We start from the raw sequence: 25,008 nt of genomic DNA on the forward strand, positions 1-25,008 counted from the left end.
CTCCTACTGCTTCATGCGAATACCTGTAAATGGATGTTCGTCACGGTTGGCAGGGAAAGTAAAGTCTGTCATATTCTTTTGGTAGATCGCTGTCTTTTTAATATAAGAGATCGGAACGATGGCTCCCTGATCTTGAAGGGATGTTAAAATAGATGAGTAAAGCTTTTGACGCTCTTTTTCATCAGTTGTTTGAGGAACCTTTGCCATCTGCTTCAATAACTTATCTTTGTTTGGATAGGCAGAAATCGCTTCATTAAATCCAAACCCTTTTGATGCGACAATGTTTACAAATGTATGCGGGTCATAAGGCGCGCCATAGTTGCTAAAGAAGTTCATATCAAATTCATTCGCTTTGAACCGTTTAACCTGAGTCGCCAATTCTACTCCTTCAAGATTCAACTTCACTCCAATCGCTGTCCACTCTGCTTGAAGCGTTTCTGCCATTGCTTTTTGAATGGATTCCGCTGAATCATACATTAAACTAAATTCAAGAGGCTTTCCGTCTTTCTCACGCACCGTCTTGCCATTCGGAAGTTTCCAGCCGGCCGCATCTAATAACGCTTTCGCTTTTTCTGCATCATATTTTACTGGCTTTACATCAATATCAGACGTGTATGGGAAAGTTGTCGGCAAAATATGATCTGCTTTTTCTTCTAACCCGGAGGTAATGCCTTCCACCATGGCGTCTTTATCAAAACCGTAGTGCAGGGCTTGGCGCACACGTTCATCAGAAAGTTGGTCTTTTTTCGTATTCATGACAAGCTGTCTCGTCGCTACCGGTTCGGAAAGACTAGTTTCATACTGACCTGTCGATTGCAGCTGCTTGTATGCATCCAAGCTGATGACGCCTTCACCGTAAATTAAGTCCAATTCACCTTTTTCAAATGCGAGCACTCTTGTTTCTGCGTCTGGGATGACTTTCACCTTGATTTTCTCGACTTTAGGCTTTTCACCCCAATAATTTTCATTGCGTTTAAAAATCGCATATTCATCAGCTTTATATTCGTCCAATACCCATGGACCCGTTCCCACCGGTTTTGCGACACCTTTTGATGTATCGCCATCCTTAGGGAATCCAGCCTCTCCTAAAAACCGAACAGGCCGTACAACTGCCAGCTCCTGAATGGTTGGGTAATAGGCTTCAGTCATTGTCAATTGAAATGTATGATCATCGATCACTTTTGTTTGAGCTATTTTTGTTATAAATCCTAACCAGCTATGCAACTCAGGATGTTTTAAAATGGAGTCGAAATTCTTTTTCGCGGTTTTCGCATTAAAGGTTGTTCCATCCGAGAATTTGACATCCTTACGCAAATGAAATGTATACACTTTACCGTCATTAGATATATCCCAAGACTCAGCTAAATGCGGTTTAAGCTTCCCGCCCGTTCCATAAGTGACCAAAGGCTCGTATACCATTGATTGGGCAAACAATTGGGAAGGGTTATAGACATGCGGGTTCATTTCGCCTATATCTCTAGGCCAAGCAATTGTGACCATATTGTTATGATTTTTCGTCTCTGTTGAACTTCCTGCATTAGTACATCCTGCTAATAAAATAGAAAAGATGAGCATGGATAAGAAAGTAATTTTAATTTTCGAACGAATCTTCCCGCTATGCATCTGTATTTCCTCCTAAGTGATGTTGATAATCATTTTCATTTTAAGGAGGCATCATACCCTTGTCAATGTAAGAATATAGGTATTGATTATTTTGAAACTAATAACGTGTTAACTCCATAGATCTGCATTCATCATATCTTTCCTAAAGTCATAATTAGTGAAAATTTTACCACTATACGGAAATGATCCGGTGAATAAATCCTTGCTCATCTGAATATGAATCTTACTCTTAGAGATGAGGATTTTGAATATAAAAACACCATCTTTCTATAGCGAAAGGTGGTGCTTATTTTGTATCAAGCTTTGAAGTCAAAAACATATGTGGCATTGAAATAAAATTTGATACAATTATGTTAATAGCTGAATTGTAACTATTCCCCAAACAAGCCACAAAGGAGGATTATCATGACGAAACATCAGATTTATACAATGAGTGTCGCATTCGAAAGCTGAGAAAAAAGGACGCACAAAATCAGAAGTCGATGAAATCACTCGTTGGTTGACAGGATATAGCCAGGAAGAGTTAGAAGGGCAACTGGAAAAACAGACAGACTTTGAAACCTTCTTTGCGAAAGCCCCCCAACTAAATCCTTTACGGGCTTTGATCAAAGGTGTAGTCTGCGGCGTCCGAGTGGAAGATATCGAAGAATCAACGATGCGGGAAATCCGCTATTTGGATAAATTAATCGATGAGCTAGCAAAGGGGAAATCGATGGAGAAGATTTTGCGGAAATAATAATGACAAAGAGACACTGATTTATATAGGTTTACTTTTAAGTCATTAATGATCAACCTTTTTATAAAAAATGTATACGAATTCACAAAAAAGACATCCATTTTGATCAAACATTTTTCGAAATGGATTCTTTTTATTTGTTCTAAAATGGGTTTCTAGAGATGCTTTTTATTTCAAAGCCTTAAAAAATCTTTAAAATCAAGGGTTGTCATTTTATTATATTAAAGTGGTAAAGAAAGGGATGGTTTTGCTCAGGTAGATCTGACGGTAGATCATCTGTAGACAAGATTAGACGTAGGATTAAAAACGAACTGGAGAAAAAAGAAGATTGTCTTAAAATGGTTTTTTTCTCGGAGATCGTTCAGTTAGGATTTTGACTGTCATCGTGCATAATGAAATTTTTAAGAACGAACAAAGAGGAAAGGATGAGTTTGATGAAGGAATACTTTTCGATTGGGGAAACAGCCCGTCTCAATCACATTTCAATTCAAACATTGCGCTACTATGATAAGATCGGAATTTTCAAGCCTCAATATACAGATCAGAACAACGGCTATCGTTATTACCATGTTAAACAGTTCTTTTATTTAGATATCATAAAATATCTCAAATGTATTAAAACACCTTTGGAAGACATTAAGCGCATGATCTCACATACATGTACCCCTGAACGGATGCAAACCTTTCTTGACGAGCAAGAAAGCGTGCTTGAACGTGAAATGGAAAGACTCGAACGTGCCAGGCAATTGCTTCATAGAAGAAAGAATCAGCTTCATGAACAAGTGGAGATACGCACTAAAAAAGAAGAAGGTCTAGTTTATGTTCGACATATAGAAGGCCAAACCATTTTAAAAGCAGCGACACCTCAAGTGAATCCTCATGACCAATCAGATTTGTATTACCGAAAATTGGCTGAAGTCCTTGAAGAAAGAGGGGATATGGTTGATAACTATTATGGACTTATTTATGATTTAAAGCCTTATAAAGATTCCGGTGATATTTATTGCAACAGTGTTTATACGACCATTCATGATGGAGTAAAGATAGAGATAGAAGGACAAAACATGACGATCGATTCTTTCCCATCCGGTGAATATGTATGTATCGCATTTGATTGCTCTGAAACAAATTATTTTTCATACTATCAAAAACTGTACCATTTTATTGAATCTCATGGCATCCAAACGGATGAAAAAGTATATCAAATTTCTCTTCCAAACAGCTACGACTCATTAAGAGAAGAAGACTTCCTCACAGAATTTAGAGTGCGGAAAAAATAACGAACCCCTTGACCCTATCGTTGCTATAGGGTTTATGATTTATGCATCGTTCTTATGAATTTGTAAAAGGGAGGATGTATAAGATGAAAAATAAAAGAGGTAAAACGCTTCGCTTACTTATGCGGCAATGGCAAGGCGGAAACAACCCTCCGTATGTACTTGGAGCCCATTTATTTAACTGGCTTGCACCTAAAACGAATGATCCATTTGAAGAAATGCCTGGATGTAGCCAAAGCCTATGATGTTGCAGGACTTGGGATTACAGAACATTTTCCATGGGATGAGTATAACTTACAAAACATGTTGCAATGACTTCTATTATTGGAGGATATCAACAAAAAGACGTTGAAACACGTTTTATCGTATTTCAAATTCTAATAAAAAATGAATCTAACAAAAGGAGCGATGAATATGAGAGCGCCGATAGATGAACCAATTTGGTACGCCTACCCTGGAATGGTAGCTGTCGTTACGGCTCAATATGAAGGTGAAAAAAACGCAATGGCTTCTGGGTGGCACACGCATATTGGATCTTCTCCTGGCATGTATGGGGTATCAATAGGAAAAGGGACATATACTTACAAAATGATTGAAAAAAGCGGTGTTTTCGGTGTGAATTTTCTTCCAGGGAGATGTTCGGAATTCATTCAAGCATTAGGCACCCATAGCGGCAGAGATATAAATAAGTTTGAAGCATTTCATATTCAATACGAAAAAGGACGAAAAGCTGAGATACCGATTTTAACAGATGGGTATTTTGCTTATGAGTGTAAAGTACACAGTATTTCCACTTTGGGCGATCAAGAGTGGGTTGTGGGAGAAGTATTACAGAGATATCAAGATAAAGAGCTTTTCTTAAAAAATGGAATGCCAAATTTAGAAAAATTGGATATTCCGCTTCATATTGGAGAGTCCAGCTATCGAATACTAAATAGTAGAGCAGAGGAACGTCAACACGACTTTTATCCCAAAACTGATTGAAACATTCAGGTTACTCCACATTCATTGTTACGTGGCGTACATGCTCATAAAACCACTATGCCTTGGGGTGCAGTGGATTCCGCTGGAAATCCATTGACTTATACTAAGCAAAAAGAAACCCTAAGACCGCAATGCTTCTTCAAGAAAGCTTTGCGGTTTATATTTCTAAGCCCCGATTCATCTCACTCTGAAAAGGTATTTCAACTTTCTCTTTCATCAACAAAGTCCATAAAGAACATTCCCTCACAAAATGAAAAGAAGGATCATGTAATGCGTTATTTCTCTTATATATTAGCGTTTCTAGCAGGAACAGCTCTTAGCTTTGAAGGAGGCATATATTCCGAAAAACAATAGGGAAATTGGAAACTAGTTTTTACAACTTCTCTATGGAGTCCGAAAAAAGAGGGGAGAGATCCAGTATTTGATCCGGAAAAACTAGGGATAAAGAATGCACATTTTTGGGAGAAAGAGTATCAAGTAATAAAAAACGATGAAGAAGGAAGTAAGGTCAAGGAAGTGCTTTAATATTCTAGGTGAACGAACGACATCCTTAGAATATTCTGGTTAGCTGAAGAACCAAGGGTTTTTAGCCATTGGTTCTTTTACTATTAGATGTTATTAATATGAGGACCAAAAGATTATGGTTTTATTTCATAGTATCGTTCGACAAATTCCGTGAATTGTAGACAACTTCCTGATTATTTGGATAATTATCTGGATAGGAGGGGAAAAGTTGTCATATTTCATTATACTTATATTTGTTGCATTAATCGGAGCATTGGTAACAGCAGCAGTCGGTGTCATATCTTTAAAAGTGGAGATGATCTCTCCGAAAACTCCAATAGAGTCTAAAGAGGAAGAACAGAAAAGCTTTTATACGCTGAAATAAAGTAGAGAAAGAGCATCTCCTGCGGGGTGCTTTTTAATACAGAGGAGTTGGAAAATCTGAATCAAACTAATTTATTTTTAAGATTCGCCCTTGAAATCGCTGCACTCATTTTCATAGGTGTGTTTGCATGGATCCACTTTAATGGTTTTTTTAAATATGTTCTAACATTAGTTTTACCGATTGCAGTTATGATGATCTGGTCCGTGTTTGCAGTGCCTAATGATCCTAGTCGAAGTGGACAAACTGTGATAGCTGTAAACGGGGTAACAAGATAGTTGAATTTGCTGAGAACTTTGATTTTAGTGAAGACAAGATCATTAAATATCTAAAGAACGAGCTGTCTTCTTTTGATTTAAAACAATACGGAACCGTTGTGTTAGGTTGTACTCATTTTTCGTTTTTCAAAAAAAGTTTTGAAAAATTGTTTGGTATAAATGTTGATATGATTTCAGGCAGTATCGGTACTGCAAGACAGTTGAAGAAAATTCTTGCAGATCATAACCAGCTTGGTGAAGGATCGGGTTCAATCACCTTTTATCGTTCTGGTCATAAAATCGAGGACCAAGAAATCATATCAAAGTATAAAAAATTGTTTGAAATATTAGATGGAAATCAAAGGAGTCATGTTGGACATGGAATTTTGATACGATCCAGCTCAATATGGAGCTTGAAAAAGTGAAACAATACATTGACATTTTAGATGACCGTGAGAAGGAAGTGATTGTCGGGCGGTTTGGGCTTGATTTGAAGAAGGAAAAAACGCAGCGTGAGATTGCCAAAGAACTCGGTATCTCGCGCAGTTATGTATCGCGGATTGAAAAGCGGGCGCTGATGAAGATGTGTCATGAGTTTTATCGGGCGGAGAAGGAGAAGCGGAAAAAGGCGAAGGGGAAATGATTTAGCAGAGGCCGGATCTAAAATTCCGGCTTTCTCTATTTCTTTTAAAAGAAATAGAGAAAGAAAATATATAAGAGTTATGAAAATCATTTTTTGTCATCGCTGATAAGCTCTCCGAGAAGCAGATGACTTAACTTATAAGCCCTTTACTTGCATCCTCTCTCAAGCAATCCAAAGCCGGGCGTTATAAAAGCTCGCGCCGCAAATCGAGTTGACACGAAAAAGCTCAAAGAGCAGTTTCCGGATACATACGAGAAGGTTAAAAAGGAAACTTATTTCAGACGTTTTGGACATCATCCTATACACCTGCTCACTACAGTCAAGTTGATACCTCGCTGTTGCATTTTCAATGCCGTTTCATCGAAAACAGCCGATGCAGTTAGACGGCAGTCAATGTATGGGCTGACTCAAGATGGCATTTATGGACCTAAGACTAAAACGAAAATTGAATCTCTCTTGAAATAATTAAGAGGAAGAATAGGGCAGCAAAATACCATTTATATCTTTCTCCTTTTTCTTTATATGTCACCCCTGCTTGGATATTATGTTCTAAGTAGGAGGTGATTATTTTTTATATCTCCAATGCTATTACACTCCATAAAATAACCTTTTGACAATGAGAACTACATTACCGAAACCTAGGTATATTTGAAAACTTGTGTGTACATTTATTAATAAAATAATCCCTCACCAGTACCATGAGTTATTATATAAAAATCATTTGTACATAAATGTCATATCTATATAAATAGCCCAAGTGAGCAGTTATTTTATACAGTTTATTTTAATAAGAATCCCATGAGGCTTATTAGACTCAAGCCGCACGACCTACGAGTTAAAGCCTTGTTTGCTACTGTAGGCACTTTTGTTATTCAATTAACGGGGCATGTTTGCGCAAGAAGCTTAGGATGGAAAAAATCGCACAAATAGTACACAATCTTGTTTGCTTCTACTCTGAAATCTCACTCCAGATAATAGTCAACAAAACTAATAAAATACGTATTAAATGATCTTTTGTAACCGTATTTAAAAGGACAACAAGTACAATTTTAAAAATTTGATTATCTTTACTTTGGATGATCACTAGAATGTCTAATAACGAAATAACAGTCCCAATAATATAATCCTTATATTGATTATCGTTCATGATTTTTCCTCCATTTTTTATAAATTATTACTTTACTTTAAAAATGGTGTGTGGATTTGAACAAAAAAATTTTTTTGCACAGTTGGCCAAAAGTTGAAACTGAAAGGTTTCAGTTCATCCAGCAGCAATCATCATATGCGCTTCCTTCTGGTGACTTTAAATTGACAAGCCCGATGGGAAAAGGAGTGTCCGTTACACAAATTCAAATAGCGCTGGCGGCTCTTTATTTCGCAATAGGGCACCGCAATTTAAATTTTCGGTGAGACCGAAATAACTTTTTGATTCCATGGCAAATATCTCAATGGGAAATTAAGCAGTATTGGGAGATTAGTTTATTAAAATTTACTTGTTAATGCAGAATAGACGGCCGGCATATTCATTATTTAGAGGTAAAACAAAACAAAGAATCTAATGATAAAGTTACCTGAATTTTTGTAAGTGAAGCACTAAGCCTGTGGTGATTTAAGCTATTCATCCAGGCTTTTTACATGACATCAAATCCAGGGCAGCATAGCCTTAGAAGCATTTAGTACAAGTGATAATATTGATTCGAAAGGGAACTACCAAAATCATTGACGTTTTAAAGACCTTAAAAGGTCTTTTTTTAGTGTGTTATAAAACAACAAAATTCAACAAAAGTTCACAGATTTTAACATGATCGTATTGTTGTTACAGGGACATCTTTAGTATTCTTTTTTTAAGAGCTTAAGAACATGAGAATGAGAGCTATAAAACAAGGGTGTTTATATAAGTCGATAGTTCTTATGTAATCTTTATTGCAGCATTTATTTGATCGTTCAATCTATACTCTTTTAATTGTTTCAAATTGTAGAGTCAATATATGAGTGGCGGTTTTGTGTTAAGACATTATTTCTGTTTAGAAAATAAAAGGAGAAAACGAATGATGAAATCAGAATTTTCTGCATTTAAAAAGAAGGAATATTCTAAGAGAAAAACGGAGAGGACTTCACTTTATCAGACAATTTGGAGATGGCATTTTTATGCGGGTTTGATCTTTTTGCCTTTCTTACTTATATTGGCTGTCACAGGTGGTGTGTACTTGTTTAAGCCTCAAATCGAAAATCATTTATACAAAGATCTATACGAGGTTCAGGCAGAATCAAAAACTGTATCTCCATCAGCACAATTTGAAGCAGTAAAAGAAAGGTATCCTGACGCTGAAATAGTAAGATATAGACCCAGTGATCATTCAAAACGATCTGCCGAAGTGGGCATTGATTTAAAAAACAGTTCCTATACTGTGTTTGTTAATCCACATAATGGGCAAATAATTGGGCAACTTGATGATGATAATCGAATAATGGATAAAATCGAAAAATTTCATGGTGAATTAATGGCAGGAACAGCAGGGGACAGAATTGTGGAATTAACAGCTTGTTGGGCGCTGATCCTTATTGTGACCGGTATTTATTTATGGTGGCCTAAAAATATAATGAAGGTGCGGGGTGTCATGATTCCCAGAGTTACAAAAGGAAAGAAAATATTGACTAGGGATTTACATGCAGTACCTGCATTCTGGATTTCTGCAGGCATGTTATTTTTGGTTTTGACGGGGTTACCATGGTCTGGTTTATGGGGAAACACATTTCAGCAATTAGCTACAAATTCAGGATTTGGATATCCTCCATCTATTTGGGTTGGAGAAGCTCCGACATCAACTCAAACAAAAGAAGTTGCCGATGTCCCTTGGGCAGCTGAGAATTTAGAAGTTCCTGTTTCAAGTGTTCATCAATATAAGAAACTGTCTATTGATGATGTTGTAACGATTGCAGAAGAACAAAACATTACGCCTGGTTATGACATTTACATTCCTCAAAAAACTGACGGAGTTTATACACTGTCTGTTTTTCCGCCTAAAGCACAAGATGAGGCAACAATGCACATAGATCAATACACCGGGGCTGTCCTAGCAGATTATCGTTATGACAACTACGGCACTATGGGAAAAATAATTGCTCTTGGAATAACTTTGCACAAAGGGACACAGTTTGGACTGATTAACCAATTGATCGGTTTAATGATCTGTATTGGAATTGTAGCAGTTGGGATAAGTGGGTTTATTCTTTGGTGGAAACATAAACCTGCCGGAAAGTTAGGGGCACCAAAATCACCAGAACTCAAAACCATGAAATTCCTAACACTTATCATAATAATGTTTGGTATCCTATTCCCTTTGGTAGGAATATCTCTTGTGCTAGTCTGGATAATTGATAATCTCCTCATTAAAAGGATTTCAAAGTTGAAAGCATTTTTTAATGCATAATGAGTTAATAAAAATTGATTAGTGAGGTCGATTTGAATTGAAAAGAGGATTGTCTTTCTGTTTCCTAATAATATTAATGTTCCTATTAACATCATGCACTGTTGATCCAAATGCTGCTGACCAGTATATACAATCAAAACCACTTGATGTAGAGATGATTTTATATTCTAGCTTATCAAAGAATAAAGAACAAGAATTAAAGATTAAACTGATGCAAGAAGGAAAAATAGTAGAGAATGCAACGAATGTAAAGTTTGAGATATGGAAAGAAAATCATAAAGAGCATTCAGAAGTAGTAAAAGCTGAGTATGATAACAATGGGATATACGTTGCTACAAAGACATTTACTGATGATGGCTTATACAATATCAAAGCGGATGTAAAAACAAGAGATATACATGTAATGCCCACCAGACAGGTTATAGTTGGAAAGCTATCTGAAGAAGAAAAGAATGCTTTGAAGACTAATGATGAAAAACATGAAGGACACCATAGTCATCATTAAACATATGTATCCTCATGGCGAAATTACAGTAAGAAATATCAATGAATAAAAAGTACTTCTATGTTGCAATAAGGACGTGTGCAAAGAGTATCTTTTATAATACAAGATTTTAAAGCCATATCAAAGATTGGTATGGTTTTTTTTGCTTGTACTGGGTATTGAATTCTTTACAGGAGATGGTGCTGGGCAGCGTAAGCTATAAAGTTGCTAAACGAGCAAACTGTCTGTGCTGATTGTAAAGTCAGATTGTTTTTTATGTGTGTCCTAAGAGACATGGCACCAAGTTCATGTCATGGGAAAGAGATAGGCAATATACATCAGCCTACCTCACGATTTTAAAGATTACCCTTCATTATTTAAAATTTGCTTCTCTTTTAGCTCTCCAGGTGATGTATCCAATACATGAAAGTGCAACAATGATAGGAATTGCTATATAGGAGCCGATAAAAGGATAAGCGGCAAGACATAATAGACAGGCAATGACAGCTAGAAACTTACCAAAGACATTTGTAATCAGCCGAACTCCTGCTGCTGTACCAACTATATAGGTGGCTATCGCTAATGAATTAGGAATAAACACTAACTCGTCTAATCCAATATGAAAAATAAAACTAAATAGTAAGCCAACCCCTGCAATTGATCCTACTAATAGTACAGCACGGCTAGGGGTTAAATATTTTTGATTCAGGTTGTCCAGCCATGAGGGGGCAAGACGTTTATGAGATAAGGAATAACCTAATCGGCTCATACTTGCCACAAACGCATTGTTAGTTCCTAAACATATGATAAAGGCAAGTATTGCTGTTGCCCAAGCGCCATTTACCCCTGCCACTTTTTCAACGACTTGTGCTATTGAAGCATTATTCATAGCACTATTAACGGTTTGTTCCCCAGTTGAATAAGAGTTTGTGCCAATGACAGCTAATGCGATGCCTATGTATAATACACCAATAATAACAATGGCTCCCCATGTTGATCGCATGATGTTTTGTTTTCTTGGACTTTTAAATTCAGGTGCCAGACTAGAGATTGCTTCCCATCCAAAGAATGACCAAAAAATGAGCATTGCGGATTGGCCGATTGGAATGATGCTGTTTTTGGTGATGTGTGGTGTTATGCTCTCAAGGTCAATTGCTGGAAATGCTAAAACTGATGTACCTAATAATATCAATAGAGTAAGTCCGGCTAATACCAATTGAATTTTTCCACTTGTTTGTAGACCTACATAGTTTCCAATTACAGCAATTGAGAGTAATATGCTTGCAATAATATATGCAGAAAAATGCGGTAAATTGAACGCAAAAGATATATAAGTCCCACCTGTTAATGAAACAATAATTTGTCCTACACTTCCTGCTATGAAAAAAAACCATCCACAAATAGCACCTGCGTAATGACCAAAAGCTTTATCAGTAAAAGTTAATATTCCGCCTGAACTAGGGAAATCAATTGAAAGGAATGCAAATGTGCACGCTAATGGAATACTTAGCAGCACCATAATGATCCATGAAACTAATGCATTTGAACCGGCAATTCCTGCGGTCATTCCAGGTAATATTAAAATTCCTGATCCCGAAACGGCTCCTACATACAGAGCAGTGCCTTGTGTAACTGATATAGTTTGCTTCAATGGCTGAGTCAAAGATATTCTCTCCTTACATTTCTGAACTTATATTTATTATAGAAGGTTATTCTCTTTGTTTATATAAACTAATGAATGTTTTATTCTCTTATGCTTTACGATATGGATGAAAAATAATAAAATTATATGCAATTATGAAAAGGAGAGATGGGAATGGACGGAATAGATCGGAAATTATTAGAACTGCTTCAAGAGGATGCACGAATAACGATTATTGAACTATCGAAAAAACTGAATTTAAGTCGTCCGAGTGTAAATGAACGATTACGTCGTTTGCAGGAAAACGGTGTTATTCAGGGGTTTACCGCACGTGTTTCAGCTGAGGCTATTGGAAAAGGTACAATTGTGATTATACAAATAGGAAATTTAAAAATAGAATGTCGTCGATTTGAGGAATTGATCAAAGCAGAAACGGATATTCTAGAGTGCCATAGAGTTACAGGAACGAATAGTTACTTTCTAAAGGCAGCAGTAGCCACGATGAAGGATTTAGAAGCCTTAGTAGACCGCCTAATTCCTTATGGTCAATTAAATACATCTGTCGTATTGTCATCGCCTATTCTTTCTCGCCCTCTGCTGCCAGTCAATGATAGTTAAAAAAACTTTGTGTATGTCCTTTAGTCTGGCACTCTAAGAGACATGGCATTATTGAATGAAAAGCACTACTTTATTTTTACAGAAAGAGATTAAAATTTTTAATCAATAAGATGAAAAAGTTAGGACGGATGTTTATTGTTTTGGCTCACCATTTTTTAAACATATAGAATTGATGGCAAGTGAATATATAATGAATGTAATGATAATAAGATTTCATAATCAATGATTTGGATTTACTATGTTGAGGGCCTAGTGGGTGTCGAAAAACCGATGGTTTTAACTGTCGGTTTTTTTAAGTGCTTTTTCGCACTCATTGAAAATCACCTCATTAAAACAAACACTTGTTACATAGCGTTACCCAAGGGGTGATGCATTTTATGAAGGTTATAATCATCGAGGGGCCGCAAGCTGACAAATGCATTAACAATCGCTTGAGGGAGGATGCAAGTAAAGGGCTTTCATCTGCTACGATCCAGACCGCATTTCTCGGAGAGCTTATTAGCGATGACAAAAAATGATGTTTATAACTCTTTTATATATTTTTTCTCTATTTCTTGTCAAAGAAAATTGAATGAAATAGAGAAAGCCGGAATATTAGATCCGGCCTGTTCTAAATCATTTCCCCTTCGCCTTCTTCCGTTTTTCCTTCTCCGCCCGGTAAAACTCATGAAACATCTTCATCAGCGCCCGCTTTTCAATCCGCGACACATAGCTGCGCGAGATACCGAGTTCTTTAGCAATCTCACGCTGCGTTTTTTCCTTCTTCAAATCAAGCCCAAACCGTCCGACAATCACTTCCTTCTCACGGTCATCTAAAATATCAATGTATTGCTTCACTTTTTCAAGCTCCATATTGAGCTGGATGGTATCAATCACGTCTTCATTTTCTGATTTCAAAACGTCGATCAGGCTGATTTCATTCCCTTCTTTATCCTGCCCGATCGGATCATGAAGGGAGACGTCTTTTTTTGTTTTTTTCAATGCGCGCAAATGCATGAGGATTTCGTTTTCAATACACCGCGCGGCATACGTCGCCAGCTTTGTCCCTTTTCCGGCGGAATAGCTTTCAATTCCTTTGATCAGCCCGATTGTTCCGATGGAGATTAAGTCCTCTGCATCCTCACCTGTATTTTCGAATTTTTTCACAATATGGGCGACCAAGCGAAGATTATGCTCAATCAGCATGTTCCTGGCATGTTCATCCCCTTTAGCCATGAGCTCTAAGTATTTTTTTTCCTCGCTGCTTGAGAGCGGTTGTGGAAAGGCATTGTTTTTCACGTAAGATACTAAAAAGACAAGCTCTTTAACAACAAAGCCGAGCGCTGCGAAAACACCTGTCACCATCGTCACCTCCACAAAAGTATGTAGGCTAAAGCCTATATGTAAATGTATGTAGGCGGGAGGCTGTCTGTGTCTGTACCGGGAAATTTCTCGCAGGGGAGCTTGGCTTTTGTGAGCAGCATACGAACTTCAAATTTTAAATATAATTTTTATCAGACTCCCATACATTGAAATGAACAAAAAATGTGTATGGGGGGATGGGAATGAAAAAGTGGATGGCAGGCCTGTTTCTTGCTGCAGCAGTTCTTCTTTGTTTTATGGTTCCGCAGCAGATCCAAGGCGCTTCTTTGTATGACAAAGTGTTGACTTTTCCGCTGTCTCGTTATCCGGAAACAGGGGATCATATTAGAGATGCGATTGCAGAGGGACATTCTGATATTTGCACCATCGATAGGGATGGTGCGGACAAAAGGCGGCAGGAATCATTAAAAGGAATTCCGACGAAGCCGGGCTATGACCGGGATGAGTGGCCGATGGCTGTTTGTAAGGAGGGCGGCGCGGGGGCAGATGTCCGATATGTCACGCCTTCTGATAATCGCGGGGCCGGCTCGTGGGTTGGGAATCAAATGAGCGGTTATCCTGACGGCACCAGAGTGCTGTTTATTGTGCAGTAATCAAGAAGAGGCTCTTTCCTGAGCCTCAGTTGTTACGATCCTTCGCTTTGCTGGATTCTCGGAGGATAGGTTTCTGCTTTTCGCCAATACTGGCGTATGCCTTCGTCTCGAACAACGATGCCCATCTGTGCAAGTTCGAGACGAAATTCTTCAACATCGTCTTTTTCCTCGTCTTTCAGCGCTTTGTGACGAGCTTTCAATAGAGCATGGGCGCCTGGCGAGAGGTCTGGTGCATCAGGTATCCACCGGCGAAATTGATCTTTAAATGGATCACCATCTGCTGCCCATTCGTAATTGTGCTTTCTAAAGGCCTTCTCGACATTCACTGGTTTTTCATCAATTTCTTCCCGTGCCAATTCATATCCGGCTTTTCCTAGGAGGACAAGCCGTTTGTGGTCGATAAACACAAGAGCAATGCTGTCGGAACGAATCGTTTGCACTTTCTTTCCTTTGATTAATTCCACTGTGTCATTTGTAATTTTTACAGACAGCAGCATTGCAATAACAGAATGAGCGAACCAAATTCCTGCAGACACGCCAAGCAGCGCAGTGATAAATGCAGTTGGTGATCCCTGAAAAGAGGTGACCAGCCGGAGCGGTCCTTCAAAAGGAATCCACGGGAGGGATAATGCCCATTTTGCAAACTGCGGGATAAAATACCCGATCGTAAAGCCGATGATTGCAAGTGCAGCGTAGAAAAAGTAAACAGCTGTTTTCGTAACTCCAATAATAGTGTGAGATTGATTCTGCAACATGTCACCTTCTTTATTTGAAAAAATTAAATCTTCCCATATTTTAACTTAAAAAGATGGGAAATCAAGGATGAATTAATGTTTTTTAATATAAAAGAAAAGCTCAAAAATGGGCCTAGAACAGTCGGAAACAATAGCGCCCGGGGTACACAAGACACGCATCCGAATTCGCAGTCGTCTCGGCGAAGCACGCAGCTGAAAGTCAAACCGCTTAAAGCTGTTTCGGAAAAAGAAAAGCTGATGCTAAAGAACATACAAATCACAAAGGATGAGGGAACGGCAAAATCCTTTTTGGCCTCATTTGTTTTTATACGTATCTCATTACAGTTCACAGGGAACATAAAGAGTAAAGGCTTTTTAAACAATCAGGAGGAACTGACATGAAAATTGGATTAATCGGGTTAGGAAAAATGGGCATAAACATAGGAAAGCAATTCATTGACCGCAAACATCAAGCTGTCGGGTATGATGTGAATCAAGCGGCTGTTGATGAGCTTAAAGCCTATGGCGCTGAGGGGACAACGAATCTAAAAGAGTTGATTTCTTCATTAGACACGCCGCGTATACTATGGGTTATGGTGCCGCATGGCGTTGTCGATGCTGTTTTGCGTGATGTGGCGCCTTTATTAAGCAAAGGCGATATTGTCATTGAAGCCGGAAACTCTCATTATAAAGAATCGATTCGCCGCCACAATCAAATGAAAGAAGCGGGTATCCATTATCTCGATGCCGGAACGTCGGGCGGAATGGAAGGCGCGCGCCATGGCGCCTGTTTTATGATAGGAGGAGACCCTGAAGCATGGGAGATTGCAGAGCCGCTGTTTCGGGATACTGCCGTCGAAAACGGATATCTTTACGCTGGTGAGGCGGGAAGCGGACATTTCTTGAAAATGATTCATAATGGCATTGAGTACGGAATGATGGCCGCGATTGGTGAAGGATTCGAAGTGCTTGAAAACAGCCAATTTGATTTTGACTACGAAAAGGTTGCCAGAGTATGGAATAACGGCTCTGTCATTCGCTCTTGGCTTATGGGGCTGACTGAGCGAGCTTTCTCTAAAGATGCGAGGCTTGATCAGATCAAAGGTATCATGCATTCCTCAGGTGAAGGAAAGTGGACGGTGGAAACAGCGCTTGATCTGCAGACAGCAACTCCGGTAATTGCCATGTCGCTGCTGATGAGATACCGTTCTTTAACAGATGATACGTTTACAGGAAAGGTCGTCGCTGCGCTTCGAAATGAATTCGGAGGCCATGCGACAGAAAAAAAGTAAGGGGACGAACACGCCTCCTTATTTTTTTTGCACGTTCAGCAGATGAGGGAACTTTTTATAAATGATCATCATGATGATCAGAATGTAGGCTCCGTAAATGCTGAAAGACAGTAATTTGTCGCTGGAAAAATTAGCACCTGCAATGGTAACAACGACAATATTCGGGATTTTTCCTATGAGAGACGCGAAGAAAAAAACATGCCAGCGAACCTGACTCAGCCCGCATATCACGTTCATGACAAGAGAAGGAATGACGGGGATGAGTCTTCCTAATAAAACAGCGGTAAAAGCATTTTTGTTGAAGGAAGCCTCGTAGCTTTGGATAGCGGGATAGGCCTGAACTTTTTTTCTGGCCCAATCTCTAAAGCTGTATCTGGCGAGAAAAAACAGCATGATTGTACCAAGCATTGAGCCAGTCAGTGTAATCCAGATCCCATTTGCGATTCCGAACACAGCGCCGTTTAAAGCGGCAACCAAAGCAAACGGCACAATGGGGAAAAAAACATCGGCAGCAATCAGCAGCATACTGAATAAAACAGAAAACATCCCTCCTGCTTTGATCGCCTCAAGCCAAGCTTCTTTCTGAAAAAAACCGACTGCAATGACAGTTATAATCACGATGATACCTAGTATCTTTTTTAACATGTTTATGGTCACTCCCAACTAAGGTGATGTCAGGAGCCAAAACCTCCGTCATCTACGTTAGTATAACTGGTGTCAGTTCAGCGATTCAACTAAAATTGATATTTGGATTTAGAACACAATTCTTTTTTATCTTGTAAAATAGGCAGTCCATCCCTATGTTTTCTGCATTCTTTAATAGCAGGGAGGGATAGAAATGGTCACGATAAAAAAGGATTTTATTCCGGCATCGAACGATAATCGTCCGGGCTATGCGATGACTCCTGCTTATATTACAGTTCATAATACAGCGAATACCGCCAAAGGCGCTGATGCGAAAATGCACGCCAATTATGTGAAAAACCGAAGCACATCTGTCAACTGGCATTTTATCAGTTGATGATTCAGTCATTTATCAGCATCTCCCGATAGATGAAAATGGCTGGCATGCGGGTGACGGCACAAATGGGACAGGGAACCGCAAATCAATCGGGATTGAAATCTGCGAAAATGCTGACGGCGTCTTTGAAAAAGCAACAGCAAATGCCCAGTGGCTGATCCAAAAACTAATGAAAGAAAACAATATTCCGTTGAAACATGTCGTTCCCCACAAAAAATGGTCCGGGAAGGACTGTCCGGGCAAGCTCTTGGAGCACTGGAGTTCTTTTATAAACGGAATTTCTTTCTCCGATACACCTCCAAAAGAGTCATCTCCATCTTACCCGCTGCCGTCGGGGATGATAAAACTCACTTCGCCTTATCGAAAGGGCACGAAAATCCTTCAGCTGCAAAAGGCTTTAGCCGCGCTTCATTTTTACCCTGATAAGGGAGCTGAAAATAATGGAATTGACGGAGTCTACGGACCGAAAACCGCAAATGCCGTCAAGCGTTTTCAGCTTGTGAACGGATTAACTGCAGACGGCATCTATGGACCAAAAACAAAGGCCAAGCTTAAATCGAAGTTAAAGTGAACACAGGGCAAGGGATAACCTGTTTCTAATGCGGATTCAGGTTATTTTCTTCTCTGTGGTTTGTGTGTTTTTTCGATTGAGAAGAAGGGAATTTTAAGAGAATCATCCTTTGCCGTAATGAAAGCAGCATGATTTTCACTAAGGGGGACACGTTAACAATAGGAAAAAACAGTAACAACAAAAAAACTCTTCGTTGAACGAAGGGGAACAGAGGTATAACATTAAGGTGAGGCTTTTGGGGGTGTAAAGATGAAGCATTTTTTTATCCTTTTCCTTCTGCTGTCCGTTACAGCAGGATGCGAGGGTAAGGGATACGAAGACGTTGTAGCATTTGGTGACAGCAATACGCGAGGCTCTAATTGGGACTACCGCGATTATCCAAAAGCACAGCAGTGGGTTAATATGTTAAAAACGGCTGAACGCGGAAAGCTTGATATACTCAATGCGGGAATTGGCGGACAGACAACAGAGGATGCACGTCTGCGGTTTCAGACAGATGTGCTGGATCAAAAACCGAAGTATTTGTTTATTATGTTCGGCACAAATGACGCCGCGATACTGACTGAGGGGAAACCGAGAGTATCAAAGCAGCGTTTTAGAGAAAATCTCGTTTATTTTATTAAAGAAAGCAGAGAAGACGGGATCAAACCAATCCTAATGACATGTATCCCAATTATAGAAGGAAACGGGAAGCACCATCTGTTTTACTATTCGAGATATAAAGCAGCTGCTTTTGAACCGAAGGGCGGGGCGAGAAAATGGCACAATTCATACAACGATATTACAAGAGATGTGTCGGAGCGCCTGGATGTCCCTCTTGTAGATAACTGGATGCATTTTATAGAAGCAGACGGCGGAAAAGCAACTGATGAAGCGCTTATCCAATCCGGTCTGATAGATCCTTCAGGCAATCATATGACACCTAAAGGGGCAAGGATTGTATATGAAGGAATACAAGATGGGCAGGTTTTGAAGTACTGAGCCGGACAACGGCCTAAGCCGTTTTATTTCTCCTACATAGGCTGTTATAAACCTTATGTAAGGAGGCGCTTCAATGTATGGCGCAGGCAGGGCATATGGATACGCTTTTATCGTTGTTTTAGTTGTTGTTCTCCTGGTTGTGGGCGGCATATATTGGTTAGCATAGTTACCGTCCCTTGAAAACACCTCTTTTTAGGGGTGTTTTTTGCTGAAAACAGTAGTAAAGCGCGCAACCGAAGTGATATAATATCAGTCATCTGAGTAAAAAAAGGAAATACGCCCGGAAAAAATAGACAAGTTCCTATTAAGAAGATACGGAAATAATATGTCCGAGCGATCTTCTTTTTATTTCGTTTTCAATTAACTCGATAAAGTCACGGTTTAAATTCATTTCGGTGGCTTTGAAATAAGATTCTATTAGTAATTCATCAGACAGTTTTCTCATGCTAGGAACCCAATTAATGGGAGTGGCACCTCCTTAAAAGTTGGAATCATTCATGATTTTAACGCATACATTGATACGTTGCGCACATCTGAGGCTGAAGTTATCTTTAATCTACCATGAAATGCATATAAGAACAATCGTTCTGTTATCCACACCAGAAAGTGGATAACCTGTGAGTATCGTGTTTATAATTTGTCTAAAGAGTGATGTAATAAGAGTGGATAGTGTGTGTAATTTTATCCACAACTGGTGAAGAAACCCAATTTTTGTCGAAATTTTTTTGCTCAGTTTTTCTTTAGGCACAAGTTCGATTTTTTTCGACAATCATTTTAAAGAGAAAAGGGAAGGGTGCGGGTTTTGTTAAAAAAGTTTTTTTTACCTGACGAGTTCGTGAAAAATATTTTTCATATTACGCCTGAGAAATTAAAGGAACGAAATGTAAAAGGAATTATTACTGATCTGGATAATACGCTTGTTGAGTGGGACAGGCCGAACGCGACGCCGCGTTTGATCGAGTGGTTTGAAGAAATGAAGGACCACGGCATTAAAGTGACGATTGTCTCTAATAATAATGAAAGAAGAGTAAAACTTTTCTCAGAGCCGCTTGGAATCCCATTCATCTACAAAGCAAGAAAACCAATGGGCAAAGCCTTTAACAGAGCTGTGCGCAATATGGAGCTGAAAAAAGAGGACTGCGTGGTCATCGGAGATCAGCTCATGACCGATGTGCTCGGGGGAAATCGAAACGGCTACCATACGATTTTGGTCGTGCCTGTTGCTTCCTCTGACGGGTTTATTACGCGCTTTAACCGCCAGGTCGAACGCAGAATACTGAGTGCTCTCAAACGAAAAGGGCACATTCAGTGGGAGGAGTAAGAAATGGAAAAGGTTGTTTGTATCGGCTGCGGAGTGACAATCCAAACCGAGGACAAAACAGGTCTGGGATACGCGCCGCCTGCATCGCTTACGAAAGAAAATGTGATTTGCCAGCGCTGCTTCAGACTGAAAAACTATAATGAAATACAAGATGTTTCCTTAACGGATGATGATTTCTTAAACATTCTTCACGGTATTGGGGAAACCGATTCTCTAGTTGTTAAAATTGTTGATATTTTTGATTTTAACGGCAGCTGGATCAATGGGCTGCAGCGTTTGGTGGGGGGAAACCCTATCTTATTGATTGGCAATAAAGCTGATATTTTGCCTAAGTCACTGAAAAGAGAGCGTCTGATCCAGTGGATGAAGCGTGAAGCGAAAGAGCTTGGCTTAAAACCGGTTGACGTATTTTTGGTTAGTGCGGGACGCGGCCAGGGGATCAGAGAAGTAATTGATGCGATTGAGTATTATCGCAACGATAAAGATGTCTATGTTGTCGGCTGTACAAATGTAGGGAAGTCAACCTTTATAAACCGGATTATTAAAGAAGTATCAGGTGAAGAAGATATCATTACGACATCCCAATTTCCTGGCACAACTCTTGATGCGATTGAAATCCCGCTGGACGACGGCTCAGCGCTTTATGATACACCGGGCATAATCAACCATCATCAAATGGCGCATTATGTCAATAAAAAGGATCTTAAAATACTATCTCCTAAAAAGGAGCTGAAACCTCGCACATTCCAGCTTAACGATCAGCAAACACTGTATTTCGGCGGACTTGCAAGGTTCGATTATGTGTCCGGAGAAAGGGCTCCTTTTATCTGCTATATGCCGAATGAGCTGATGATTCATAGGACAAAACTGGAAAATGCAGACGCGCTTTATGAAAAGCATGCAGGGGAATTGCTCACACCTCCGGGAAAAGATGAAATGGATGAGTTTCCGGAATTGGTCGCCCATACGTTTACGATAAAAGACAATAAGACAGATATCGTTTTCTCAGGGTTAGGCTGGGTAACAGTGCATGACGCCGATAAAAAAGTAACTGCTTACGCGCCAAAAGGCGTTCACGTATTTGTTCGGCGCTCATTAATTTAATGAAAAGGGGAGAGGAGCATGAAAAAGCTGTACGGAGTTATCGGAAATCCGATTGGCCATTCCATGTCACCTGATATTCATAACGCATCATTGAAAGATCTCGGTCTAGACGGACATTACCATGCTTTCAAGGTAGAAGAGGATGATCTGGAAGATGCGGTAAAAGGAATAAGAGCACTTGGCGTACAAGGAATCAATGTGACTGTTCCGCATAAGGTTTCCATTATGGATTACCTGGATCATATTGATGAGAGTGCAAAAGTGATCGGTGCCGTAAATACGGTCAGAAGAGAGGGAGACAAGCTTGTCGGATACAATACCGATGGGGAAGGCTTTGTGAAGTCATTAATGAAGGTACTGGACAAGCCCATCTCTGAACTGTCATTCTTAATGATCGGCGCGGGCGGAGCGGCAAGAGCCATTTTCACAGCAATTGCCCGCAATGTTCCGATAAAGTTTGACATCTGCAACCGGACGTTGGAAAAAGCAAAGCAGCTTACAGAATCCACTCCCTCATTTCAAAATAAAGAAGTGTTAAGCATAAAAGAAGCAGAAGAGCGGCTTGAGCAGTATGATGTTATTATCCATACAACGTCTGTGGGCATGTATCCGAACGTGGAAGATGTGCCGCTTTCATTACAGCGTGCCGCAAGCAGTGCCGTCGTATGCGATATCGTGTATAATCCAATTCAGACGGCTCTTTTAAAAGAAGCAAACCAAAAAGGCCTGAAAACACTAGATGGAGTGGGCATGTTTGTAGAACAGGCAGCATTGTCTTTCCAATTGTGGACTGGACAAGAGCCTGATATTGAAAAAATGAGATCAATTGTTATAGGAAAATTAGGAGGAACAGAATGTTAACAGGTAAACAAAAACGTTTTTTACGTTCAAAAGCGCATCATTTAACGCCGATTTTTCAAGTAGGCAAAGGCGGAGTAAACGACAACATGATTAAACAAATTGCTGAGGCGCTTGAAGCGAGAGAGCTGATTAAAGTCAGCGTTCTTCAGAATTGTGAAGAAGATAAAAACGATGTTGCGGAAGCTCTTGTAAAAGGAAGCCGCTCTCAATTGGTGCAGACAATCGGCAATACGATTGTGTTATATAAGGAATCAAAGGAAAATAAACAAATCGAGCTTCCTTAAAGGTGGTTGAAATGAAGAAAATCGGTATTTTCGGAGGCACGTTTGACCCTCCGCATAACGGCCACCTCTTAATGGCGAATGAGGTGCTGTTTCAGGCGGGGCTTGATGAAATTTGGTTTATGCCCAATCAAATTCCGCCGCATAAACAGAAAGAAAACTATACGGACAGCTTTCATCGCGTGGAAATGCTGAAGCTTGCGATTCAGTCTAATCCGTCCTTTAAGCTGGAGCTGGCTGAAATGGAAAGAGAAGGGCCTTCCTATACGTTTGATACTGTTTCTTTACTGAAGCAGCGTTATCCGAATGATCAGCTGTTCTTTATTATCGGCGCTGATATGATTGAATATTTGCCGAAATGGTATAAGCTGGACGAGTTGCTGAACCTCATTCAATTTATTGGAGTAAAGCGCCCTGGTTTTCATGTTGAAACCCCTTATCCGCTTCTCTTTGCAGACGTTCCGGAATTTGAGGTATCATCAACTATGATAAGGGAACGGTTTAAAAGCAAGAAACCCGCTGACTACTTAATCCCTGATAAAGTGAAGAAGTATGTAGAGGAGAATGGTTTATATGAATCGTGAGGAGGCACTTGCCTGCGTTAAGCAGCAATTGACCGAACACCGATATATCCACACGATTGGTGTGATGAACACGGCGATCGAACTTGCGGAGCGTTTTGGAGCCAACCCTAAAAAAGCGGAAACAGCGGCTATCTTTCATGATTATGCCAAATTCCGCCCGAAAGAAGAAATGAAACAAATTATTGCGCGAGAAAAAATGCCTTCGCATTTATTGGATCATAATCCGGAGCTGTGGCACGCTCCGGTCGGCGCTTATTTGGTCCAAAGAGAAGCGGGGATTCAAGATGAAGACATTCTTGACGCCATCAGGTATCATACCTCTGGACGGCCTGGCATGACACTTTTAGAAAAAGTGATTTACGTTGCCGATTACATTGAACCAAACCGGGCATTTCCCGGTGTCGATGAGGTGCGTAAACTTGCCGAGACAGATTTGAATCAAGCGCTGATTCAATCCATTAAAAATACAATGATGTTTCTTATGAAAAAAAATCAACCGGTTTTTCCAGACACATTTTCAACGTATAACTGGCTTGTGTCCGGCAACTGAACAGGAGGAATTTGTGAATGAATCAAAAGTCCATTTTAAAGATCGCAGCTGCGGCTTGCGATGATAAACGGGCAGAGGATATTTTAGCACTGGATATGGAAGGCATATCTCTGGTTGCTGATTATTTTCTGATCTGCCACGGGAATTCAGATAAACAGGTGCAGGCGATTGCCCGTGAAATCAAGGATCAGGCTGAAGAAAACGGCATTCAAATCAAAAAGATGGAAGGCTTCGATGAAGCAAGATGGGTGCTCGTTGACCTTGGCGATGTGATTGTGCATGTCTTCCACAAGGATGAAAGAAGCTACTACAATCTGGAAAAACTGTGGGGGGACGCTCCGCTCGCAGATCTTGAGCTTGGAATGAACCAATGATTTACCAAGGCTTTGCAAGCGTGTATGACGAGTTAATGTCGCACGCACCTTACGATCAATGGACAAAGTGGATTGAAGCAGCTCTCCCGGAAAAAGGCCGTATCCTCGATCTGGCATGCGGCACAGGGGAAATCTCAGTCCGGCTTGCCGAAAAAGGCTTCGAGGTCACGGGGATCGATCTCAGTGAGGAAATGCTTGCTTACGCCCAGCAAAAGGTCTCCAGTAACCAGCCGATTCTTTTTCTTCAGCAGGATATGAGAGAGATTACCGGCTTTGACGGCCAGTTTGACGCTGTTGTGATATGCTGTGACTCATTAAATTATTTAAAAACGAATAATGATGTGATCGAAACCTTCAAAAGTGTATTTCGGGTGTTGAAACCTGAAGGCATGTTGCTATTTGATGTTCATTCATCTTATAAAGTCGGTGAAGTCTTTCCGGATAGCACATTTGCTGACCAGGATGAAGATATCAGCTATATTTGGCAGAGCTTTGCCGGAAGTGAAGAGCTTTCTGTCATTCATGATATGTCGTTTTTTGTGCGGAACGGAGAGGCGTATGACCGTTTTGATGAGACGCACGAGCAAAGAACGTTCCCGGTGGATGAATATGAAGAAATGCTGAGGAACTGCGGCTTTCAACTGCACGGCGTGACAGCTGATTTTACAGATTCAGAACCAACAACACAATCAGAACGCCTATTTTTCAAGGCGCAGAAATCAAAAACCATCGTTTCCTAAGACGATGGTTTTTTAAAATGCTTTTTTATGCTTTTGCAGTGCAGACAAAAGTATGACA

Annotated in this window: 25 protein-coding genes and 11 pseudogenes; 28 read left to right on the forward strand and 8 right to left on the reverse strand. The window is 39.9% G+C overall.

Going from position 1 to position 25,008, the window contains the following annotated elements; translation table 11 throughout:
- Positions 1-3: 3 nt before the first annotated feature.
- Positions 4-1,623: a nickel ABC transporter substrate-binding protein gene (nikA, locus tag ACMX2I_RS08045; protein ID WP_414956655.1), complete on the reverse strand. Its 1,620-nt coding sequence runs from the start codon at positions 1,621-1,623 to the stop codon at positions 4-6.
- Positions 1,624-2,028: 405 nt separating this feature from the next.
- On the opposite strand from nikA, the pseudogene ACMX2I_RS08050 reads away from it, so the two are divergent.
- From ACMX2I_RS08050 to ACMX2I_RS08095, 10 genes and pseudogenes are all read left to right on the forward strand, one after another.
- A pseudogene (locus ACMX2I_RS08050) lies at positions 2,029-2,359 on the forward strand (DUF2200 domain-containing protein).
- 434 nt (positions 2,360-2,793) lie between these two features.
- Entirely contained in the window at positions 2,794-3,639 is an 846-nt protein-coding gene (locus ACMX2I_RS08055; protein ID WP_414956656.1) for a MerR family transcriptional regulator, read from the forward strand.
- Between the two features lie 83 nt (positions 3,640-3,722).
- Positions 3,723-3,881 carry a hypothetical protein gene (locus tag ACMX2I_RS08060; RefSeq protein ID WP_190324629.1) on the forward strand — a complete coding sequence of 53 codons (159 nt, stop codon included), beginning with the start codon at positions 3,723-3,725 and terminating at the stop codon, positions 3,879-3,881.
- A 169-nt stretch (positions 3,882-4,050) separates the two neighbouring features.
- A complete protein-coding gene (locus ACMX2I_RS08065; RefSeq protein WP_414956657.1) occupies positions 4,051-4,620 on the forward strand; it encodes a flavin reductase family protein in 570 nt (189 codons plus the stop codon).
- Between the two features lie 396 nt (positions 4,621-5,016).
- Positions 5,017-5,145: pseudogene (locus ACMX2I_RS08070) on the forward strand (hypothetical protein); the annotation flags it as partial.
- 208 nt (positions 5,146-5,353) lie between these two features.
- A complete protein-coding gene (locus tag ACMX2I_RS08075; RefSeq protein WP_019258976.1) occupies positions 5,354-5,509 on the forward strand; it encodes a hypothetical protein in 156 nt (51 codons plus the stop codon).
- A 47-nt stretch (positions 5,510-5,556) separates the two neighbouring features.
- Positions 5,557-5,781: pseudogene (locus tag ACMX2I_RS08080) on the forward strand (YrdB family protein); the annotation flags it as partial.
- Positions 5,781-6,188, forward strand: a pseudogene (locus ACMX2I_RS08085) (hypothetical protein); the annotation flags it as partial. The pseudogenes ACMX2I_RS08080 and ACMX2I_RS08085, both read left to right, overlap by 1 nt.
- A pseudogene (locus ACMX2I_RS08090) lies at positions 6,152-6,406 on the forward strand (sigma-70 family RNA polymerase sigma factor); the annotation flags it as partial. The pseudogenes ACMX2I_RS08085 and ACMX2I_RS08090, both read left to right, overlap by 37 nt.
- Positions 6,407-6,610: 204 nt before the next feature.
- Positions 6,611-6,697: pseudogene (locus tag ACMX2I_RS08095) on the forward strand (hypothetical protein); the annotation flags it as partial.
- Between the two features lie 2 nt (positions 6,698-6,699).
- Here the strand turns inward: ACMX2I_RS08095 and ACMX2I_RS08100 are convergent.
- Positions 6,700-6,768: pseudogene (locus ACMX2I_RS08100) on the reverse strand (hypothetical protein); the annotation flags it as partial.
- A 1-nt stretch (position 6,769) separates the two neighbouring features.
- Between ACMX2I_RS08100 and ACMX2I_RS08105 the strand changes: the two are divergent.
- Positions 6,770-6,871: pseudogene (locus tag ACMX2I_RS08105) on the forward strand (peptidoglycan-binding domain-containing protein); the annotation flags it as partial.
- Positions 6,872-7,355: 484 nt separating this feature from the next.
- On the opposite strand, the gene ACMX2I_RS08110 reads toward ACMX2I_RS08105, so the two are convergent.
- The gene (locus ACMX2I_RS08110; protein ID WP_414956658.1) at positions 7,356-7,553 is read right to left on the reverse strand and encodes a hypothetical protein; all 198 of its coding nucleotides are present in this window, start codon (positions 7,551-7,553) and stop codon (positions 7,356-7,358) included.
- A gap of 901 nt (positions 7,554-8,454) precedes the next feature.
- On the opposite strand from ACMX2I_RS08110, the gene ACMX2I_RS08115 reads away from it, so the two are divergent.
- From ACMX2I_RS08115 to ACMX2I_RS08125, 3 genes and pseudogenes are all read left to right on the forward strand, one after another.
- Positions 8,455-9,837, forward strand: coding sequence for a PepSY-associated TM helix domain-containing protein (locus tag ACMX2I_RS08115; protein WP_414956659.1), 1,383 nt, complete (start codon positions 8,455-8,457; stop codon positions 9,835-9,837).
- A gap of 37 nt (positions 9,838-9,874) precedes the next feature.
- Positions 9,875-10,342, forward strand: a complete 468-nt coding sequence (locus ACMX2I_RS08120; RefSeq protein ID WP_414956660.1) for a FixH family protein — start codon at positions 9,875-9,877, stop codon at positions 10,340-10,342.
- A gap of 158 nt (positions 10,343-10,500) precedes the next feature.
- Positions 10,501-10,610 (forward strand): annotated as a pseudogene (locus ACMX2I_RS08125) (universal stress protein); the annotation flags it as partial.
- A gap of 84 nt (positions 10,611-10,694) precedes the next feature.
- Here ACMX2I_RS08125 and ACMX2I_RS08130 read toward each other — a convergent pair.
- The gene (locus ACMX2I_RS08130) at positions 10,695-11,984 is read right to left on the reverse strand and encodes an APC family permease (protein WP_414956661.1); all 1,290 of its coding nucleotides are present in this window, start codon (positions 11,982-11,984) and stop codon (positions 10,695-10,697) included.
- Positions 11,985-12,137: 153 nt separating this feature from the next.
- Here ACMX2I_RS08130 and ACMX2I_RS08135 point away from each other — a divergent pair, with 153 nt between their 5' ends.
- A complete protein-coding gene (locus ACMX2I_RS08135) occupies positions 12,138-12,581 on the forward strand; it encodes an Lrp/AsnC family transcriptional regulator (RefSeq protein ID WP_414956662.1) in 444 nt (147 codons plus the stop codon).
- A gap of 425 nt (positions 12,582-13,006) precedes the next feature.
- Positions 13,007-13,074 (forward strand): annotated as a pseudogene (locus ACMX2I_RS08140) (hypothetical protein); the annotation flags it as partial.
- Between the two features lie 122 nt (positions 13,075-13,196).
- On the opposite strand, the gene sigK reads toward ACMX2I_RS08140, so the two are convergent.
- Positions 13,197-13,925 (reverse strand): RNA polymerase sporulation sigma factor SigK, encoded by a 729-nt coding sequence (gene sigK, locus ACMX2I_RS08145; RefSeq protein WP_013308023.1) that lies wholly within the window; start codon positions 13,923-13,925, stop codon positions 13,197-13,199.
- A gap of 200 nt (positions 13,926-14,125) precedes the next feature.
- On the opposite strand from sigK, the gene nucB reads away from it, so the two are divergent.
- Positions 14,126-14,536, forward strand: coding sequence for a sporulation-specific Dnase NucB (gene nucB, locus ACMX2I_RS08150; protein WP_394715910.1), 411 nt, complete (start codon positions 14,126-14,128; stop codon positions 14,534-14,536).
- 32 nt (positions 14,537-14,568) lie between these two features.
- On the opposite strand, the gene ACMX2I_RS08155 is transcribed toward nucB, so the two are convergent.
- On the reverse strand, positions 14,569-15,291 hold the full coding sequence (locus ACMX2I_RS08155) for a DUF308 domain-containing protein (RefSeq protein ID WP_414956663.1): 723 nt from the start codon (positions 15,289-15,291) through the stop codon (positions 14,569-14,571).
- A gap of 377 nt (positions 15,292-15,668) precedes the next feature.
- On the opposite strand from ACMX2I_RS08155, the gene gnd reads away from it, so the two are divergent.
- Positions 15,669-16,562, forward strand: coding sequence for a phosphogluconate dehydrogenase (NAD(+)-dependent, decarboxylating) (gene gnd / locus ACMX2I_RS08160; RefSeq protein ID WP_202327124.1), 894 nt, complete (start codon positions 15,669-15,671; stop codon positions 16,560-16,562).
- An 18-nt stretch (positions 16,563-16,580) separates the two neighbouring features.
- Here the strand turns inward: gnd and ACMX2I_RS08165 are convergent, their stop codons facing one another.
- Positions 16,581-17,207: a TVP38/TMEM64 family protein gene (locus tag ACMX2I_RS08165; RefSeq protein ID WP_087990789.1), complete on the reverse strand. Its 627-nt coding sequence runs from the start codon at positions 17,205-17,207 to the stop codon at positions 16,581-16,583.
- Positions 17,208-17,400: 193 nt separating this feature from the next.
- Here ACMX2I_RS08165 and ACMX2I_RS08170 point away from each other — a divergent pair.
- A pseudogene (locus ACMX2I_RS08170) lies at positions 17,401-18,154 on the forward strand (N-acetylmuramoyl-L-alanine amidase).
- Between the two features lie 249 nt (positions 18,155-18,403).
- Entirely contained in the window at positions 18,404-19,135 is a 732-nt protein-coding gene (locus ACMX2I_RS08175) for an SGNH/GDSL hydrolase family protein (RefSeq protein WP_414956664.1), read from the forward strand.
- A 304-nt stretch (positions 19,136-19,439) separates the two neighbouring features.
- On the opposite strand, the gene ACMX2I_RS08180 is transcribed toward ACMX2I_RS08175, so the two are convergent.
- On the reverse strand, positions 19,440-19,580 hold the full coding sequence (locus ACMX2I_RS08180) for a sporulation histidine kinase inhibitor Sda (protein WP_003226124.1): 141 nt from the start codon (positions 19,578-19,580) through the stop codon (positions 19,440-19,442).
- 357 nt (positions 19,581-19,937) lie between these two features.
- On the opposite strand from ACMX2I_RS08180, the gene ACMX2I_RS08185 reads away from it, so the two are divergent.
- The 8 genes from ACMX2I_RS08185 to ACMX2I_RS08220 are packed head-to-tail and all read left to right on the forward strand — an operon-like array spanning position 19,938 to position 24,950.
- Complete coding sequence (locus tag ACMX2I_RS08185; RefSeq protein WP_087990787.1) at positions 19,938-20,456, forward strand: YqeG family HAD IIIA-type phosphatase; 519 nt, start codon at positions 19,938-19,940, stop codon at positions 20,454-20,456.
- Positions 20,457-20,459: 3 nt separating this feature from the next.
- Positions 20,460-21,560, forward strand: coding sequence for a ribosome biogenesis GTPase YqeH (gene yqeH / locus ACMX2I_RS08190; protein ID WP_087990786.1), 1,101 nt, complete (start codon positions 20,460-20,462; stop codon positions 21,558-21,560).
- Positions 21,561-21,578: 18 nt separating this feature from the next.
- Positions 21,579-22,421, forward strand: coding sequence for a shikimate dehydrogenase (gene aroE / locus ACMX2I_RS08195; RefSeq protein ID WP_414956665.1), 843 nt, complete (start codon positions 21,579-21,581; stop codon positions 22,419-22,421).
- Positions 22,415-22,705 carry a ribosome assembly RNA-binding protein YhbY gene (yhbY, locus tag ACMX2I_RS08200; RefSeq protein ID WP_003226133.1) on the forward strand — a complete coding sequence of 97 codons (291 nt, stop codon included), beginning with the start codon at positions 22,415-22,417 and terminating at the stop codon, positions 22,703-22,705. The genes aroE and yhbY overlap by 7 nt, the downstream gene beginning before the upstream one ends.
- Positions 22,706-22,716: 11 nt before the next feature.
- Positions 22,717-23,286 carry a nicotinate-nucleotide adenylyltransferase gene (locus ACMX2I_RS08205; RefSeq protein WP_414956666.1) on the forward strand — a complete coding sequence of 190 codons (570 nt, stop codon included), beginning with the start codon at positions 22,717-22,719 and terminating at the stop codon, positions 23,284-23,286.
- Entirely contained in the window at positions 23,276-23,836 is a 561-nt protein-coding gene (gene yqeK / locus ACMX2I_RS08210; protein WP_087990783.1) for a bis(5'-nucleosyl)-tetraphosphatase (symmetrical) YqeK, read from the forward strand. The genes ACMX2I_RS08205 and yqeK overlap by 11 nt, the downstream gene beginning before the upstream one ends.
- A gap of 17 nt (positions 23,837-23,853) precedes the next feature.
- Positions 23,854-24,210: a ribosome silencing factor gene (gene rsfS / locus ACMX2I_RS08215; RefSeq protein ID WP_019258939.1), complete on the forward strand. Its 357-nt coding sequence runs from the start codon at positions 23,854-23,856 to the stop codon at positions 24,208-24,210.
- Complete coding sequence (locus ACMX2I_RS08220) at positions 24,207-24,950, forward strand: class I SAM-dependent DNA methyltransferase (protein ID WP_414956667.1); 744 nt, start codon at positions 24,207-24,209, stop codon at positions 24,948-24,950. Before rsfS ends, ACMX2I_RS08220 begins: the two co-directional genes overlap by 4 nt.
- Positions 24,951-25,008: the final 58 nt, after the last annotated feature.

Source organism: Bacillus sp. SW14, from assembly GCF_047608225.1.
GTDB lineage: Bacteria > Bacillota > Bacilli > Bacillales > Bacillaceae > Bacillus > Bacillus subtilis_G.